This window comes from Allobosea sp. BE125 (assembly GCF_031456075.1).
Lineage (GTDB): Bacteria > Pseudomonadota > Alphaproteobacteria > Rhizobiales > Beijerinckiaceae > Allobosea.
In genome coordinates, this window is the sequence record NZ_JAVDTY010000011.1 from 43,292 (window position 1) to 59,848 (window position 16,557).

Genomic DNA, 16,557 nt, shown 5'->3' on the forward strand with positions numbered 1-16,557 from the left:
AGCGGGCGCGGCTCAGCCGCGCCGCACCAGCAGCACCGCCGCCAGGATCGCGACGCCGCCAAAGGCCTGCGCCGGCGAGGGCTGCTCGCCGAAGATCGCCCAGGCTGCGAGCACGCTGACCAGCGCCGGCCAGACCATGACGAGGGAGGCGGCGCTGGCGCCGTAGCTGCCGAGCGAGAGCGTGATCAGGCCCTGGCCGAGCGCATGCGAGACCAGGCCGAGCGCGATCACCGCGAGCCAGCCCTGCAGGCTTGCCGGGATGATGGTCTCGCCGAGCGCGAGCGCCGCTGCGAGGCAGAAGACGGCGCAGAGCGCGCTGGAGATCAGGCCGATCCGGCCGGCATCGGCCCGCTCGCGGGCGCGGCGCACGGCGAGGATGTAGCCGGCATAGGAGAAGGCTGCGCCGGTCGCCAGCATGTCGCCGAAGAGCCCGCCGGGCGGGGCGGCGCCGGGGGCGCCGATGAATTTCGGCAGCACCAGCATCAGCGCGCCGCCAAGCGCGAGCGCAAGCGCGCCGAGGATGCGCTGCGTCGGCTTCTCCCCGAGCAGGAGCCAGCCGCCGAGCACGACCGCGACGGGCGAGAGATTGCCGAGCAGCGAGGCGTTGGCGATGGTGGTGTGGCCGAGCGCTGCATTGTAGAGCACCACATCGATCGCGAAGGTGAGGCCGGCGATTGCAATCGGGATGAGAGCGCCGGGACGGACTACGCCCGAGACCGCCTTGCGCTGTTCCAGCGCCGTCCAGAGCGCCAGCACCGGAAGTGCGAACAGCATGCGCCAGAAGCCGCCGGCGGCCGGGCCGACATCGGCAAGGCGCATGAACACGCCGGAAAAGCCGATGCAGGTCGCGCCGGTGAGCAGCGCGACGAACATCGCCAGTGCTGGGGCGGCGGGGCGGGGCATGACGAGGGCGGGCGTGGACATCTGGCGACTTCCTGAGCAATCGCCCGCGATATAGTCAACTTCCATCAATCGGAAAAACGGATTATTCTGATTTAACCATTCTTAAAATCGATCGATGGAGAGTGCCTCATGACGGCGCATTTCGATCTCGCCGCGCTCGACATGCTGGTCGCGGTCGCCGAGACCGGCGGCTTCACCGCCGCAAGCACCCGGCTCGGCCGCACGCAATCGGCGATCTCGGTGCGCATCCAGGATCTCGAGAGCCAGGTCGGCCATCGCCTGCTCGAGCGTTCGCGCCGGGGCGTGACGCCGACCGATGCGGGCGAGCGACTGATCGCGCATGCACGCCGGCTTCTGGCGATCGAGCGCGAGGCGCTGGCCGATCTCGGCGGCGCGTCGGCCTCGGGGCGGCTGCGCATCGGCATTCCCGATGACTACATGGACGCATACTTGCGCCCGCTGATCGCGCGTTTCGCGGCCGAGCACCCCAAGGTCGAGCTCGAATTGCGCTGCGATCTCTCGAAGCGGATCGAGCCGGCGCTGGCGGCCGGCGAATTCGACCTCGCCGTGGTGACGCAGGATCCCAACCGGCCGATCGGCGAGGTCTTGCGGCGCGAGGCGATGATCTGGGTCGCGGGGCGCGGCCATCGCCCGGAACTGCAGGAGGTGCTGCCGCTGGCGCTGTTCTCGGAGGGCTGCCGGGCGCGCCCGCGCATCCTCCAGGCGCTGGGCGCGGCGGGTAAGGCGCACCGGCTGGTGTTCTCCTGCTCGCATACCTCGGGCATGCTTTCGGCTGTTGAGGCGGGGTTTTGCGTCACCGCCCTGACCGAGAGCGCGATTCCGCCGAGCCTGCGACGCCTGGGCCCGGCGGAGGGCCTGCCTGCTTTGTTCGATCTCTCGGTCGGCCTGATCATCGGGCCGCAGCCGGGGCTCGCGGCAAGGCGTTTTGCCGACGCGCTGCGCGACGAAATGGCCGCACCGCGGCTGGCGGCGTGAGCGCCTTCCCTTCTCCCGCGAGGGGAGAAGGGAAGAGAGCCGCATTGCCCTTCCGCGCCCGTCCCACTACTGAAGCGCTATGAAATTCCTCGACCAAGCAAAAATCTATGTGAAGGCGGGCGATGGCGGCGCGGGCTGCGTCTCCTTCCGGCGCGAAAAATTCATCGAGTTCGGCGGGCCCAATGGCGGCGATGGCGGGCGCGGCGGCGATGTCGTGATCGAATGCGTGCAAGGCCTCAACACGCTGATCGACTTCCGCTTCCAGCAGCACTTCAAGGCCAAGATCGGCGGGCACGGCATGGGCGCCGACCGGCATGGCGCCAATGGCGAAGTGAAGGTGCTGAAGGTGCCGCCGGGCACGCAGATCTTCGACGAGGATGGCGAAACCTTGATCGCCGACCTGACGCAGGCCGGGCAGCGCTTCGTTCTGTGCAAGGGCGGCAATGGCGGCTTCGGCAACGCCTATTTCAAGACCGCGACCAACCAGGCCCCGCGCCATGCCAATCCGGGCCTGATCGGCGAGGAGCGCTGGGTCTGGCTGCGGCTGAAGCTGATCGCCGATGCCGGGCTGATCGGGCTGCCGAACGCCGGCAAATCGACCTTCCTCGCCACAGTGACGGCGGCCAAGCCCAAGATCGCCGATTATCCGTTCACCACCCTGCATCCGGGCCTTGGCGTGGTGCGGGTCGACGGGCGCGAGATGGTGCTTGCCGATATTCCCGGCCTGATCGAGGGCGCGCATGAAGGCCATGGCCTGGGCGACCGGTTCCTCGGCCATGTCGAGCGTTGCCGCGTGTTGCTGCATCTTGTCGAGGGCACCAGCGAACATGCGGGCAAGGCCTACAAGACCGTGCGGCAGGAGCTCAGCCTCTATGGCGAAGGCCTGGACGAGAAGCCCGAGATCGTGGCGCTGTCCAAGGTCGATGCGCTCAGTCCCGAACTGCTCAAGGAGCAGGTGGCGCGGTTGAAGCGGGCCTGCAAGCGCATGCCGATCATCCTGTCCTCGGCTTCGGGCGAGGGCGTCGAGGCGGCGCTGCGGGCGCTGTTTGCGATCGTCGATGAGGCGCGCAAGGACGAGGCGCGCGAGAACGCCCCTGTCGAGGAGACGGGTTGGCGGCCGTGATGGCTGTTCGTTGACAGAATTGCGAACCGCCGTTCCCAAGAGGGCGGCGGCCCTTGCCTAAGGGCACGGCGTCGCGGCAATAGTGTTTCCAACGAAATCTCTGGAAACGCCGCGACATGAAGAACCTCACTTCCCCGACCGTGTTGCTGGCCCTGATCTGCGCCGGCTCGGCCTTCGCCCAGGCGCAACGCAGCCCGGCGGCGGCCCAAGGGCAACAGCGCCCGGCGGCGGCGGCGGCGGCTCCCGCTCCCGGCGGCGTTTCGCAGCCCGACAACACCACCGCGACCTATGGCGACTGGACGCATCGCTGCCAGCAGGGCGTCGGCACCCGCATCTGCGAGGTCGTGCAGACCTTGCAGGTCCAGGGGCAGCAGGGTCCGGTGGCGCTCGTCGCGGTCGGCCGGCCGGTCAAGACCGAACCCTATAAGCTCGTCGTGCAGGTCGCGCCGAATGTGACGCTGGGTCCCAATGCCGGCGTGCGCGTCGCGCTGGGCGAAAAGGATGAGGGTACGCTGGCTGCGTATTCACGCTGCATTCCCGGCGGCTGCTTCGCCGAGGTGTCGATGAGCGAGGATATGCTGAAGCGCTGGCGCGGCTATTCGGAAGGCGGGCAATTGCGCTTCCAGGACGCGGCGAACCGGCCGGTGATACTGCCGTTCTCCTTCCGCGGCTTCCAGGCGGCGGCCGATGCGCTGGCAAGGGAGCCTTGAGCGCGAATCGCTTCGCAAGGAACCGTCGCGTCATCCTGGGCGACCGAAGGTCGGCCCGGGATCCATCGTAGAGTTCCGGAGCAGCGCCGCTGCGCGGCTTGTCCAGGATGACGGCGCGGTTTCGCGCTAACCTGGTTTTTCGAGCGCCTCAGCTCTCGACGAATTGCAGCCGGTGCAGCCGGGCATAGCTGCCGTCGCGCGCCAGCAGGGCGTCGTGGCTGCCGGTCTCAACGATCTTGCCTTCGTCGAGCACGACGATGAGGTCAGCCTCGCGCACGGTCGAGAGACGGTGGGCGATCACCAGCGTGGTGCGGTTCTGCATCAAGCGGGCCAGCGCCTGCTGGACGAGCCGCTCGGATTCGGTGTCGAGCGCGCTGGTCGCCTCGTCGAGCAGCAGGATCGGCGCGTCCTTCAGGATGGCGCGGGCGATGGCGATGCGCTGGCGCTCGCCGCCCGAGAGCTTCGAGCCGCGCTCGCCGACCTGGCTGTCATAGCCCTCCGGCATCGCCATGATGAAGTCATGCGCGGCGGCGCCCTTGGCGGCGGCGACGATCTCGTCTTCGGTCGCGTCGGGCCGGCCGAAGCTGATATTGGCGCGCACCGTATCGTCGAACAGCACGACGTCCTGGCTGACCACGCCGATCTGGCTGCGCAGGCTGGCGAGCGTGAGGTCGCGCAGATCCTGCCCGTCGATCTCGACGCGGCCTTCGCTGGGGTCGTAGAGCCGCGGCACCAAGGCGAGCAAGGTCGATTTGCCGGAGCCGGAGCGGCCGACCAGCGCCGTCATCTTGCCGCCCTGGACAGTGAGGTCGATACCCTCCAGCGCGCGGGCATCGTCGCGATAGCGGAAGCGCAGGCCCTTGAAGGCGATCTCGCCGGCCCCGACCGCGAGCGGCTTGGCGTCGGGGCGCTGCGTGATCACCGGCTTTTCATCGATCAGGGCGTAATAGCGCTTCAGCGAGGCGCCGGCCTCCTGGACGATGGCGTTGAGGTTGCCGAGCGAGCGCATCGGCTGCGCCGCCAGCAGCAGCGCCGAGACATAGCCGGTGAAATCGCCGACCGTCGAGTTGCCCGAGGTGATGCGCACGCCGATCGCGGCGAGCACGCCTGCGACCGCCATGCCGCCCGCAACCTCGAGCAGCGGGTCGAGCCGGCCGCGCGCATTGGCCGACTTCATCTTGACGGCGCGGATCGATTCGAAGGCGGCCGCCGCGCGCGCCTTGAGATAGGGCTCGAGCGAATCGGTCTTGGCGGCGCGCGCACCCTGCAGGCTCTCGGTGACGAGGCTCGCCATCACACCGGTCTGTTCCTGCTGCGACACCGCCATGCGGCGCAGCTTCTTGCCGATGCGGCCGATCGGCCGCGCCACGATCGGCGCGATCAGCAGCACGACCAGGGTCATCTGCCAGTCGATCCAGAGCAGGGCGCCGACGAGCGCGATCGCGGTCAGCACGTCGCGCACGGCGATGTTGACCAGGCGCGTCAGCGCCTCCTTGACGAAGGTAAAGTCGGTGGTGAAGCGCTGCGTGAGGGAGGCGGGGTTCTCTTTTTGCAGCTGGGCGAGGTCGGCGTCGATCAGATGCGCGTAGAGCTGCGTCTGCATGTCGGCCTCGATGCGGCTGACGACGCTGTTGGTCATCACGGTCTGCGTCAGCAGGGAGAAGCCCTTGATCGCGGTGACGATGACGACGACGATCGCGACGGCGTTGACGACGCCGATCTCGATGTCGATCGATTTCGAGACGAGGCGCTCCATCCGGCGCACGAAGCCGGTCGCCTCGGCGCTGAGCGGGTCGGCGAAGGCGTCGAACGCCGCCTTGATCAGCAGTGGATAGAAGCTCGTCGTCGCGGCGATCACGACCACGAGGCCCATGATCATCGCCATCTGTGGCAGGTAGGTCTTGCCCTGCTCGCGCCAGACGCGGGCGAAAAGCGCGAAAGTGTCGTCGGTAACGCGGCCGATCTTCATGGCGCGGGGCCTATCACGACGCTGGCGCAAGCGCTACCGGGCTTCGTGTTTCCGAAGGATTCGAGCCTTCGCAAGGCAGGCACGCGCAGCGCGGAAGGTAGGCACGCGCAGCGAGGTCTTGCTCCAGACACGAAGCTGGCGTCCGATAGCCACAACCGATTCAGGAGATTGCGACAGCCCATGCCCTTGCATCCGCCGGCCCAAGCCGGCCAGAGATTCAGCGAGATCGACACGCCTGCCCTGGTGCTCGACCTCGATGCCTTCGAACGCAACCTCGTCGCCATGGCGGCCTATACGCAGGCCCATGGCATTCGCCTGAGGCCGCATGCCAAGACGCATAAGAGCCCCGAGATCGCCTTGCGCCAGATCGCCCATGGCGCCGTCGGGCAATGCTGCCAGAAGGTCTCGGAGGCCGAGATCCTGGTCGCGGGCGGTGTGCAGGACGTGCTGGTTTCCAACGAGGTCGCGGGCGCCGCCAAGCTCGACCGGCTGGCGCAGCTCGCTCGCAGCGCCAAGATCAGCCTCTGCGTCGACCATCTCGACGGCGTGCGCGAGGCCGCGGAAGCCGCCGCGCGCCATGATGTCGTGTTCGATGTGCTGGTCGAGATCGACGTCGGTGGGCGGCGCTGCGGCGTCGCGCCCGGGGAGGCGGCAGTCAGGATCGCCGAGGCGGTCTCGCGCAGCAACACTTTGCGCTTCGGCGGCCTGCAGGCTTATCACGGCACGGCCCAGCATATGCGCTCGATCGACGAGCGGCGCGAGGCGATCGAGCGCGCCGGCCTCTCGGCCCGCAACACGGTCGAACGCCTGGCCCAGGCCGGCCTGAGCTGCGGCGTCGTCAGCGGGGCCGGCACCGGCACCTATGAGATCGAGACCGCCTCGGGCATCTGGAACGAGATCCAGGCCGGCTCCTACATCTTCATGGACGCCGATTATGCCCGCAACCGGCAGGCCGACGGCACGCCGTTCCGTGCCTTCGAGCATGCGCTCTTCATCCTGACCGGGGTGATGAGCAAGCCGGTGCCCGACCGCGCGGTCGTCGATGCCGGCCACAAGGCGGCGGCGATCGATTCCGGCATGCCGATGCCGTTCCGACGCGAGGGGGCCGTCTACACGAAGCCCTCCGACGAGCATGGCGTGCTGACCGGCGACCCGATCGCGCTGCCGCATCGCGGCGAGCATATCCTGCTCGTGCCGGGCCATTGCGACCCGACGGTGAACCTGCACGACTGGTATGTCTGCGTGCGCGGAATGCACGGGCCGGACGCCCATGTAGAGGCGCTCTGGCCGGTGGCGGCGCGCGGCGCGCTGACCTGAAGCCATCCCGGCGCAAGCGATGCTCGCCGAACTCGCGCTCAGGCTGATCACACCGGCCGGGCGGATGACGCGGCGGCTGGGCCTGCTGTCGGAGAGCACGGCCCTATGGGCGCGCGGCCTTCGCCATCGCAAAGCCTGGGCCGCGCATCATGGGCGCTGCCATGCCGTGGTGGCGGATGTGGTCGCGGCGTTGCCATCCCGACGCTGCGCCGTCGTGCTCGGCTCGGGGTTGGTGCGTGATGTGCCGCTCGACCTGCTCTGCGCAGGCTTTGCGCGCGTGCTTTTGGTCGACGCGGTGCACTTGCCGCCGGTCAGGCTGCGCATGGCCTTTCGCCGCAAGGTCACGCTGATGACGCGCGATCTCAGCGGCGTGATGGGCTGGCTCGCCGGGCAGAGCGAGGAACGGATCGACCCGCTCGCCGACCTGCTTGCGGATGCGAGCATCGATCTCGTAGTTTCGGCCAATATGCTCTCGCAGCTCGCCTGGCCGGTGGAGGACTGGCTTGAGGAGAATCCGGAGCGGGCCGCCGCTTTCCCAGTCGATCTGCCGGCGCGCTGCATCGCCTGGCATCTCGACGATCTCGCGCGCTTTCAGGGGCGCGTCGTCCTGCTCAGCGATGTCGAGATGGTCGAGCGCGACAGGGGCGGGGCGGTGATCGAGCGGCTCGATCTGATGCGCGGCGTCGCACTGCCCGAGCCGGATGAGAGCTGGGACTGGCCGGTCTCGCCGTTCGGGGAGATCGGCGGGGACCGGGAGGCGGTGCACCGGGTCTGCGCCTGGCGGAATTTTGGTGGTTCTGTGTGAAAACTGGCTAGCGCGGGGAACCCTCTCCCGTAGGGAGAGGGCAGGGTGAGGGGTCGGCCGTTTGACGCTTTGGCCGTGACCTCATCGCTGCCTCGCTGTGAGGTTTTCACGTAACTGGTCCAGGGGCCTACACCTCACCCCTGCCCCTCTCCTTACAGGAGAGGGGTTCCCCGCGCTTTACCGTGACCGTCCATACCGAAAGTTCCGCCGGCCCCTGCCCGCCCTCGCTCAGCGGTTCAGCCTGACCTCGCCGCTCTGCGCCAGGTCATAGCCGCCGAGTTCACGCGCCCTTGCCGCCATGTCGGGCCTGCGCATCCAGGCGAGCAGGGTTTGCGTCGCCGGTTCGAAATAGGTCCGGCGGCGCATCACCAGATCGACATGCTCCCAGACCAGCGGCAGGAAATCGAGGCCGAAGGCGGCAGCGATGGCGCGTGAGGCAATGCCGCAATCGGCGCGGCCGGTGCGGATCGCCAGGGCCAGGTCCTGGCCCGTGGCGCAGACGCCCTCGGCCATGACCATGCGGCCGTCGGAGACGCCGTCGCGCGCCATCAGGCTCGTCAGCAGCAATTGCGCGCCGGCGCCTTGCTGGCGGCGGGCAAAGCGGGCGCGTCGCTCGACAGCCGACGCGATGCCGGCAAGGGCGAGCGGATTGCCGGGCGCCGTCAGCAGGCCCTGCTCGCGCCGGGCGAAACCGATCACCACCGCGTCGAACAGGCCGGGCTCCGCCCGGATCGCGGCCGGATTGGCCGCGTCATCATCGGGCGTCGCATGGAGATGGATCGCGGCGATGGCGACCTCGCCGCGCGTCAGCCGGTCGAGCCCGGCCTGCGAGCCTTCCGCCAACAGCGCCAGCCCGCAGCCGGAATCACGCACGGCGACCTCGAGCAGCGAATCCTGGCTGCCGCCGATGATCGGTGGCGGGTTTGTGGGCTGCATGCCCTCGGGCCGCGCCAGCCCGGCCTCGAGCCAGCGGTCGAGCGCTGCACGCGGAAACAGCCATTTGCCGCTGACCTTGGTGCAGGGCACGGCACTATGGGCAACGAGCTCGTAGAGCTTGCGCTCCTTGAGCCGCAGATAGGCGGCGGCCTCCTCAGTGGTCAGATAAATTCGGTCCTGCATTAGGCTGTGCTGAGATGTCTTTGTTCCGAGATTGGCAATTGGTCGCATTGAACTCTAGAAATCACAAGTGTCTGCAGGTCTTGTGTCCGCAGGCTTGAGCTTTCAGGCAGATCTGGGCTTCGGGGAGCGCGACGGACGGTGGACTTCGCGGCGATCTTCAAGGCGGCCTTCGCGCTGGTGGTCGGGCTCGATCCCGGTTTCCTGGCGATCGTGGGCCTGTCGCTCAAGGTGACGCTGACCGCCGTGCTGATCGCGGGGCTGATCGGCCTGCCGCTCGGGGCGGCCCTGGCGCTGGCGCGCTTTCCCGGCCGCTCGGTCGTCATCGTCTGCTTGAATGCGCTGATGGGCCTGCCGCCGGTCGTGGCCGGGCTTTTCGTCTTCCTGCTGCTCTCGCGCTCGGGCCCGCTCGGCCCGCTCGGGCTGTTGTTCACGCCGAGCGCGATGATCGCGGCTCAGGTGATCCTGGTCCTGCCGATCGTGATCGCGCTGACACGCCAGACGGTCGAGGACCTGTGGAGCGAGTATCGCGACCATCTGCGTTCGGTCGGGCTGCAGGGGATGCGCGCGATCCCGACCCTGCTCTTCGATGGGCGCTTTGCGCTGGCGACCGCGCTGCTCGCCGGCTTCGGCCGGGCGAGCGCCGAGGTCGGCGCGGTGCTGATCGTCGGCGGCAACATCGCCGGCTACACCCGCACCATGACGACGACGATCACGCTGGAGACCTCCAAGGGCGACCTGCCGCTGGCGCTGGGGCTCGGGCTCGTGCTGATCGCGCTGACGCTGGCGATCAATGCGGTCGCCTTCGGGGCGAGCCGCATCGGCGCCCGCTATGCCGGATGAAGATGATGCGTGACGTGACCTCGATCCTGCCGCTCAGCCTCGAGACCGTCTCCTTCCTCGGGGCGGGGCGCAAACTGGTCGATGCGGTCAGCCTCGTCGTGCCTGCGGGCGGGGTCACCGTGCTGCTCGGGCCCAATGGCGCCGGCAAATCGCTGATGCTCAGGCTCTGCCACGGCCTGCTGACGCCGAGCGAAGGCCGCGTGCACTGGGCAGCCAGCGCGACCGGGCGTGCGAAACGCCATGCCATGGTGTTCCAGAAGCCGATCATGCTGCGCCGCTCGGTCCAAGCCAATATCGATCATGCACTGGCGGCGGCGGGCGTCGCGCGCGCGCAGCGGCGCGAACGGGCCCAGGCCGCGCTGCAGCGCTTCGGCCTGTCCGAGCGCGCGACGCAGCCGGCGCGGTTGCTCTCGGGCGGCGAGCAGCAGCGCCTCGCCATCGCTCGCGCCTGGAGCTTGCGGCCCGAACTGCTCTTTCTGGACGAGCCGACCTCGCAGCTCGACCCCGCCGCGACGCGGCAGATCGAGGAGTTGCTGACCGGTCTCGTGGCGGAGGGCATCACGGTCTTGATGTCGACGCATGATCTCGGCCAGGCGAAGCGGCTGGCTGATCGCGTGCTGTTCCTGCATCGGGGCCGGCTGATCGAGGATTCGCTAGCCGAGTACTTCTTCGCGGAGCCGCAGACGATCGAGGCCCGCGCTTTCCTCGCCGGGGACTTGATCTGGTGAGACGCTCTTTCCGAGAAACCGATCGCTCCCAAAACCAGAAACTCCAGGAGACGACCATGATGAGGAGACGACCATGATCAGGACCAGACGCCTCTTGCTCGCTGCCGGCTTCTCGGCCGCTTTTGCCGGCCTCGCGCTCGCCCAGACGACCACGGTCGCGCCGCCGGCGGCAGCGGCCCCGGCAGTGGCGGGCACGCGCTTCATCATCGTTTCCTCGACGACCTCGACGCAGGATTCCGGGCTGTTCGGGCATATCCTGCCGTTGTTCCAGGCCAAGACGGGCATCGAGGTACGGGTGGTGTCGCAAGGCACCGGCCAGGCGCTCGACACCGGGCGGCGCGGCGATGCCGATGTCGTCTTCGTCCATGCCAAGGCGCAGGAGGAGAAGTTCCTGGCTGAGGGCTTCGCGCTCGAGCGCAAGCCGGTGATGTATAACGACTTCGTCCTGATCGGCCCGAAGAGCGACCCGGCCGGCGTCGCCGGCACGAAGGACATCGTCGCGGCGCTGAAGGCGATCCAGGAGAAGGCTGCGCCCTTCGTCTCGCGCGGCGACAAATCCGGCACTCACTCCGCCGAACTGGCGCTCTGGAAGGTCGCGGGCATCGATCTCGATCAGAAGAAGGGCTCCTGGTATCGCGATGTCGGCCAGGGCATGGGGGCTGCGCTCAACACGGCGGGCGGGATGGGCGCCTATGTGCTCTCCGATCGCGGCACCTGGATCTCGTTCAAGAACCGCGGCGATCTCACGATTGCGGTCGAGGGTGACCGGCGCCTGTTCAACCAGTATGGCGTCATGGCGGTGAACCCGGCCAAGCATCCGCATGTGAAGGTCAATGACGGCCAGGCCTTCGTGAACTGGCTCGTCAGCCCGGAAGGCCAGAAGGCGATCGCCGAGTACAAGATCGACGGGCAGCAGCTATTCTTCCCGAATGCGACGCAGGCGGGAGCCTGAATCGATGCGCCGTCTGATCCTTGCCGCCCTCTTCGGGCTCTCCTGCTCCGCCGCGCAGGCTGAACAGCCCGTGCTGCTTCATGCTGCGGGCAGCCTGCGCAATGCGCTGACCGAGGTCGCCCAGGCCTTCGAGGCGACGAGCAAGCTGCCGGTCAAGACCAGCTTCGGACCGTCGGGCCTGTTGCGCGAAAACCTGTCCAGGGGCGAGGCGGCCGAGGTCTTCGCTTCCGCCAATATGAGCCACCCGCTTGCCCTGACGCAGGAGGGCAAGGCCGGTCCCGTCGTGCTCTTCGCCCGCAACGACACCTGCGCCTTTGCCCGCGCGGGGCTGGAGGTGACGACGCAGACGCTGCTGGCGCGCATGCTCGACCCGGCGGTCAAGCTCGGCACCTCGACGCCGAAGGCCGATCCGTCCGGGGACTATGCCTGGCAGATCTTCGCCAACGCCGAGGCGTTGCAGCCCGGCGCCAAGGCGACCCTGGAGGCCAAGGCGCTCCAGCTCGTCGGCGGTCCCAATAGCGCGCCGACCCCGGCCGACAGGAACGGCACGGGCCATCTGCTGGCGACCGGGGCGGCTGATCTCTTCCTGGGTTATTGCACCAATGCCTTGCCGATCGCGCGCGAACAGCCGGGCCAGCGCATGGTCAGGCTGCCGCCGGCGCTTGCCGTGGGCGCCGATTACGGGATGACCGTGATGAACGGCGCTTCGACCAATGCCTACCGATTGGCGATGTTCATCCTGTCGCCCGAGGGGCAGCGCATCCTTGCCAAGCACGGCTTCACCGCACCGACCGCGCCGCGCGAGGGCAGTTGACGGTGATGGCCGCGGTCCCCGCGCCGATCCGGCTCCTGGCCGCGGGCAGCCTGCGCGCGGCGCTCGGCGAAGTCGCGGCGGCGTTTGAAGCCAAGACCGGACAGGCGGTCGAACTGATCTGCGGCGCGTCGGGCCTGCTGAAGGCGCGGATCGCCCAGGGCGAGGCGGCCGATCTCTTCGCCTCGGCCGATCTCGGCAACCCCGAAGCTTTGGCGAAAGCGGGGCTGGCCGGGCCGGTCGTGCTGTTCGCGCGCAACGAGCTTTGCGCCTTCGCGCGGCCGGAGGTTGCGGTTTCTCCTGAGACCCTGCTGGCGCGCATGCTCGATCCGGCGATCAAGCTCGGCACCTCGACACCGAAGGCCGACCCCTCCGGCGACTACGCCTTCCAGGTTTTCGCCCGGGCGGAGGCCTTGCAAGCCGGAGCGAGGGCGGCGCTGGAGGCCAAGGCGCTGCAACTGACCGGCGGGCCGGCGAGCATCGCGGCCCCCTCCGGCGTCAATGTCTACGGACACAAGCTGGCGACGGGGGCGGCCGATCTGTTCCTGGCCTATCGCACCAATGCCGAGGCGATCGCGCGGGAACAGCCCGGCCTCAGGCTGGTGCGCTTGCCGGCCGCGTTGTCGGTCGGGGCCGATTATGGCCTGACCGTAATGGCCGAGGCCTCGCCAAATGCCGGGCGGCTCGCCATGTTCATCCTCTCGCGAGCCGGGCAGGAGATCCTGGCGAAGCATGGCTTCGCCGCGCCGACCCTGCCGCGCGACACGAACTGAACGGAGCAAGCGCGGATGGATTGGCAGGCGACGCGACCGGGCGAAACATCCGCTTCCTTGCCCGAGAGGCAGGATGCGCATCTCGTCTTCATCGGCCGGATAGCTACGCCTTTCGCGACGCGCGACCAGTGCCCGCGCCAGGGCGACAGCGAGAACGGTCCGGAATGCCGTGTCGAGATCGACGCGCCCTGGCATGCGGCCTTGATGGGGATCGCGGCCTTCGCCCATCTCGATCTGCTCTACTGGATGCATCAGGCGCGGCGCGATCTCGTGACCCAGACGCCGCGCGGGGCCGAGCCGCTCGGCACCTTCGCCCTGCGCTCGCCGGTGCGGCCCAATCCGATCGCGCTGTCGCGGGTGCGGCTGCTGCGCGTCGAGGAGGGCGCGCTGATCGTGCGCGGGCTCGACTGTTTGGACGGCACGCCCCTGCTCGATGTTAAGCCGAATCGCTGCGCCCAGTCGCCAGCGCAGGAGCATCGCCATGCCGCATCCTGACCGGCGCCTGGTTCTGGCCGGGCTTGCCACGCTCGCGGTGCCGCGCGGGGCCTGGGCAGCCGCCATCCGCGACGGGGCCGGCCGCGAGATCGCTGTACCGGCCAAGGTCGAGCGCGTCTTCCCCGCCGGGCCGCCGGCTGCGATCCAGCTCTACACGCTGGCGCCGGACCTGCTGCTGGGCTGGCCGCGCGCCAACCGGCCCGAGGAATTGCCCTTCCTGCTGCCGGGCATCGGCGACAAGCCCGAGATCGGCCGTATCACCGGGCGCGGCAACAGCGCCAATCTGGAGGCGGTGCTGACGCTGAAGCCCGACCTCATCGTCGATGCCGGCTCGACCGGGCGCAACTATGTCGAGCTGGCCGAACGCGTGCAGGGCCAGACCGGCATTCCCTATGCGCTGCTCGACGGGCGCTTCGAGGCTATCCCTGCAAGCTACCGCATCCTCGGCCAGCTCACCGGGCGCGCGGAGCGGGCCGAGGCGCTGGCGCGCTGGTGCGAGAGTGCCATGACGGCGATCAAGGGCCGCATCGCGACGATTCCTCCGGAACAGCGCCCCTCGGTCTATTACGCGCGCGGGCCGCGCGGGCTCGAGACCGGCCTGGGCGGTTCGATCAATGTGGAGACGCTGAGCTTTCTGGGCGCGCGCAATGTCGCAGCCGAGCAGCCCGGCAATGGCCTGGCGCAAGTCTCGGGCCTGGCGCAAGTCTCGCTCGAACAGGTCATGGCCTGGGATCCGGAGGTGATCGTCACCATCGATCTCGGTTTTGCCGAAAGTGTGCGCGCTGATCTGGCCTGGTCAAGCATCCGGGCGGTGAAGGCGGGGCGGGTGCATCTCTCGCCGAAATTGCCCTTCGGCTGGGTCGATTTCCCGCCCTCGGTCAACCGCATGGTCGGTTTGTGGTGGCTGGCGAAGCTGCTTTACCCGGCCCAGTTTCCCGAGGATATCCGGGCCATCGCGCGGGACTTCCACACCCTGTTCTATCAGGTCACGCCGAGCGAGGCGCAGCTCGACCTGATCCTGTCGGGGCGGGGGTGACGGCGTGCACTCTTCCGCCATCGGTTCCAACATTCTATTCCCCGCGCCGTCATCCCGGACAAGTCGCGAAGCGGCGCCGATCCGGGATCCATTCCCGAGCCTATCCGGACAAGGTTCAGGAATGGATCCCGGGTCTCCGCTTCGCTGCGCCCGGGATGACGGCGCGTTTCCATACCGAATGCGCTGACGCCATGCCGCCATCCTCCCTTCGCGGAAACGCCTTTGCGCTTGGCCTGCTCGGCGTCGCGGTCCTGCTCGCTTTCGGGCTCGGGCGCTTTCCCGTCGGACCTGCCGATCTGGCGCGGCTCGTCTGGGCGGTCCTGAGCGGTCAGCCCTCGGGTCTGTCGCCGCAGATCGAGGCCGTGATCTGGAACATTCGCGGGCCGCGCGTGGTCGCTGCCGTGCTTTGCGGGGCGGCGCTGGCGGTCGCGGGCACGGCCTTCCAGGGGCTGTTCCGCAACCCGTTGGTCTCGCCCGATATCCTGGGTGCGTCCTCGGGCGCGGCGCTCGGGGCGGTCGTGGGCATCTATTTTTCGCTCGGGCTGTTCGCGATCCAGTTCGCGGCCTTCGCGGGCGGGCTGGTCGCGGTCGGCGCGGTCTATGCGATCGGCTCGACGATCCGGCGCGGCGACCCGGTGCTGGTTCTGGTGCTGACCGGCGTCGTCGTCGGCTCGCTGCTGGGGGCGGGCATCGGGCTGGTGAAATACTGGGCCGATCCTTACAACCAACTGCCCGCCATGACCTTCTGGCTGCTCGGCAGCCTCGCCGGCACGGCCAAGCCGGACCTCGTTCCGCTGCTCGGCCCGGTGCTGCTGGGCACGGCCGTGCTCGTCGCCTTGCGCTGGCGGATGAATGTGATGTCGCTGCCGGAAGAAGAGGCGCGCGCGCTCGGGCTCAACACCGGCCCCTTGCGCATCGCGATCGTGGCGGCGGCGACGCTGGTTACGGCGGCGAGCGTCGCGGCAGCCGGCATCATCGGCTGGGTCGGGCTCGTCGTGCCGCATCTGGCGCGCTTCCTGGTCGGTCCCGATTTCGGCAAGCTCCTGCCGACGGCGGCTATCCTCGGCGGCGGCTATCTCCTGATCATCGACACGCTGGCGCGCACCGCAGCCCCGGTCGAAACGCCGCTCGGCATCCTCACCGCCGTCATCGGCACGCCCTTCTTCATCTGGCTGCTGGCCTCGGCGCGCGGAGGCTGGTCGTGAGCCTGAGCGCGGCCGATCTCGCCTATGGCTACCCTGAGCGCCGGATCGGCAGCGGCATCGGGCTCGATCTGAAAGCCGGCGAGGTCCTGGCGCTGCTCGGCCCCAATGGCGGCGGCAAGACGACGCTGCTCAAGACCCTGCTCGGCCTCCTGCCGCCGCAAGGCGGAACGCTGACGCTCGACGGCCGTCCGCTGGCGGCGCTCTCGGTCAACCAGCGGGCGCGGGCGCTGGGCTATGTGCCCCAGGCCCATGCCGGCACCTTCGCCTTCACGGTGTTTTCGGTGGTGCTGATGGGGCGCACCGCGCATGGCGGGCTGTTTGCCGCGCCGTCCCGCCATGACCGCGAGGTCGCGCAGGCCATGCTGGAGCGGCTCGGCATCGCGAAGCTGGCGCAGCGCCCCTATACGCAGATCTCGGGCGGGGAACGCCAGCTCGTCCTGATCGCCCGCGCGCTGGCGCAGGAGCCGGCCTATGTCATCCTGGACGAGCCGACGGCGAGCCTCGATTTCGGCAATCAGGGCAAGGTGATGGGCCAGATCAGGCGGCTCGCGGCTGAGGGGCTCGGCGTGCTCTTCACCACGCATGATCCCAACCAGGCGCTGGCCGATGCCGACCGGGTGCTGCTGCTGCGCGAGGGGCAGGCGATCGCGACGGGCGAAGCCGCCGCGATGCTGACGCCGGAACGATTGGCTGAACTCTACGGGGTCGCGATCGAGACCGTGCGGGGCGCGGATGGGCGGGTCGCGTTCCTGCCGGGGTAAGTGGCCTGATCTGC

General features: G+C 68.8%; 17 protein-coding genes. 14 read left to right on the forward strand and 3 right to left on the reverse strand.

What is annotated here, in order from left to right:
* Positions 1–12 precede the first annotated feature (12 nt).
* A complete protein-coding gene (locus tag J2Y55_RS22340; protein WP_310158118.1) occupies positions 13–924 on the reverse strand; it encodes a DMT family transporter in 912 nt (303 codons plus the stop codon).
* 108 nt (positions 925–1,032) lie between these two features.
* Here J2Y55_RS22340 and J2Y55_RS22345 point away from each other — a divergent pair, with 108 nt between their 5' ends.
* From J2Y55_RS22345 to J2Y55_RS22355, 3 genes are all read left to right on the forward strand, one after another.
* The gene (locus tag J2Y55_RS22345; protein ID WP_310158119.1) at positions 1,033–1,899 is read left to right on the forward strand and encodes a LysR family transcriptional regulator; all 867 of its coding nucleotides are present in this window, start codon (positions 1,033–1,035) and stop codon (positions 1,897–1,899) included.
* 79 nt (positions 1,900–1,978) lie between these two features.
* The gene (gene obgE / locus J2Y55_RS22350) at positions 1,979–3,022 is read left to right on the forward strand and encodes a GTPase ObgE (protein ID WP_092172299.1); all 1,044 of its coding nucleotides are present in this window, start codon (positions 1,979–1,981) and stop codon (positions 3,020–3,022) included.
* Between the two features lie 116 nt (positions 3,023–3,138).
* The gene (locus J2Y55_RS22355) at positions 3,139–3,732 is read left to right on the forward strand and encodes an invasion associated locus B family protein (RefSeq protein WP_310158122.1); all 594 of its coding nucleotides are present in this window, start codon (positions 3,139–3,141) and stop codon (positions 3,730–3,732) included.
* 148 nt (positions 3,733–3,880) lie between these two features.
* Here the strand turns inward: J2Y55_RS22355 and J2Y55_RS22360 are convergent, their stop codons facing one another.
* Positions 3,881–5,701, reverse strand: a complete 1,821-nt coding sequence (locus tag J2Y55_RS22360; RefSeq protein ID WP_310158123.1) for an ABC transporter ATP-binding protein — start codon at positions 5,699–5,701, stop codon at positions 3,881–3,883.
* A gap of 180 nt (positions 5,702–5,881) precedes the next feature.
* Here J2Y55_RS22360 and J2Y55_RS22365 point away from each other — a divergent pair, with 180 nt between their 5' ends.
* Both J2Y55_RS22365 and J2Y55_RS22370 read left to right on the forward strand, forming a co-directional pair.
* The gene (locus tag J2Y55_RS22365; RefSeq protein ID WP_310158124.1) at positions 5,882–7,018 is read left to right on the forward strand and encodes a DSD1 family PLP-dependent enzyme; all 1,137 of its coding nucleotides are present in this window, start codon (positions 5,882–5,884) and stop codon (positions 7,016–7,018) included.
* 19 nt (positions 7,019–7,037) lie between these two features.
* The gene (locus J2Y55_RS22370; protein ID WP_310158125.1) at positions 7,038–7,823 is read left to right on the forward strand and encodes a hypothetical protein; all 786 of its coding nucleotides are present in this window, start codon (positions 7,038–7,040) and stop codon (positions 7,821–7,823) included.
* A 228-nt stretch (positions 7,824–8,051) separates the two neighbouring features.
* Here J2Y55_RS22370 and J2Y55_RS22375 read toward each other — a convergent pair whose 3' ends face one another.
* Positions 8,052–8,942: a substrate-binding domain-containing protein gene (locus J2Y55_RS22375; protein ID WP_310158127.1), complete on the reverse strand. Its 891-nt coding sequence runs from the start codon at positions 8,940–8,942 to the stop codon at positions 8,052–8,054.
* Positions 8,943–9,080: 138 nt separating this feature from the next.
* Between J2Y55_RS22375 and J2Y55_RS22380 the strand changes: the two genes are divergently transcribed.
* From J2Y55_RS22380 to J2Y55_RS22420, 9 genes are all read left to right on the forward strand, one after another.
* Positions 9,081–9,782 (forward strand): ABC transporter permease, encoded by a 702-nt coding sequence (locus tag J2Y55_RS22380; protein WP_404979007.1) that lies wholly within the window; start codon positions 9,081–9,083, stop codon positions 9,780–9,782.
* A 5-nt stretch (positions 9,783–9,787) separates the two neighbouring features.
* Entirely contained in the window at positions 9,788–10,510 is a 723-nt protein-coding gene (locus tag J2Y55_RS22385; protein WP_310158129.1) for an ATP-binding cassette domain-containing protein, read from the forward strand.
* A gap of 73 nt (positions 10,511–10,583) precedes the next feature.
* Positions 10,584–11,462 (forward strand): ABC transporter substrate-binding protein, encoded by an 879-nt coding sequence (locus tag J2Y55_RS22390; RefSeq protein ID WP_310158130.1) that lies wholly within the window; start codon positions 10,584–10,586, stop codon positions 11,460–11,462.
* A 4-nt stretch (positions 11,463–11,466) separates the two neighbouring features.
* Positions 11,467–12,276 (forward strand): molybdate ABC transporter substrate-binding protein, encoded by an 810-nt coding sequence (locus tag J2Y55_RS22395; protein ID WP_310158131.1) that lies wholly within the window; start codon positions 11,467–11,469, stop codon positions 12,274–12,276.
* 5 nt (positions 12,277–12,281) lie between these two features.
* On the forward strand, positions 12,282–13,046 hold the full coding sequence (locus J2Y55_RS22400) for a molybdate ABC transporter substrate-binding protein (protein WP_310158132.1): 765 nt from the start codon (positions 12,282–12,284) through the stop codon (positions 13,044–13,046).
* Between the two features lie 15 nt (positions 13,047–13,061).
* Positions 13,062–13,541 (forward strand): tRNA (N6-threonylcarbamoyladenosine(37)-N6)-methyltransferase TrmO, encoded by a 480-nt coding sequence (gene tsaA, locus J2Y55_RS22405; protein WP_310158134.1) that lies wholly within the window; start codon positions 13,062–13,064, stop codon positions 13,539–13,541.
* Entirely contained in the window at positions 13,528–14,577 is a 1,050-nt protein-coding gene (locus tag J2Y55_RS22410) for an iron ABC transporter substrate-binding protein (RefSeq protein ID WP_310158136.1), read from the forward strand. The genes tsaA and J2Y55_RS22410 overlap by 14 nt, the downstream gene beginning before the upstream one ends.
* A 191-nt stretch (positions 14,578–14,768) precedes the next feature.
* The gene (locus J2Y55_RS22415) at positions 14,769–15,782 is read left to right on the forward strand and encodes a FecCD family ABC transporter permease (protein ID WP_310158137.1); all 1,014 of its coding nucleotides are present in this window, start codon (positions 14,769–14,771) and stop codon (positions 15,780–15,782) included.
* The gene (locus J2Y55_RS22420; protein ID WP_310158139.1) at positions 15,779–16,543 is read left to right on the forward strand and encodes an ABC transporter ATP-binding protein; all 765 of its coding nucleotides are present in this window, start codon (positions 15,779–15,781) and stop codon (positions 16,541–16,543) included. Before J2Y55_RS22415 ends, J2Y55_RS22420 begins: the two co-directional genes overlap by 4 nt.
* Positions 16,544–16,557: the final 14 nt, after the last annotated feature.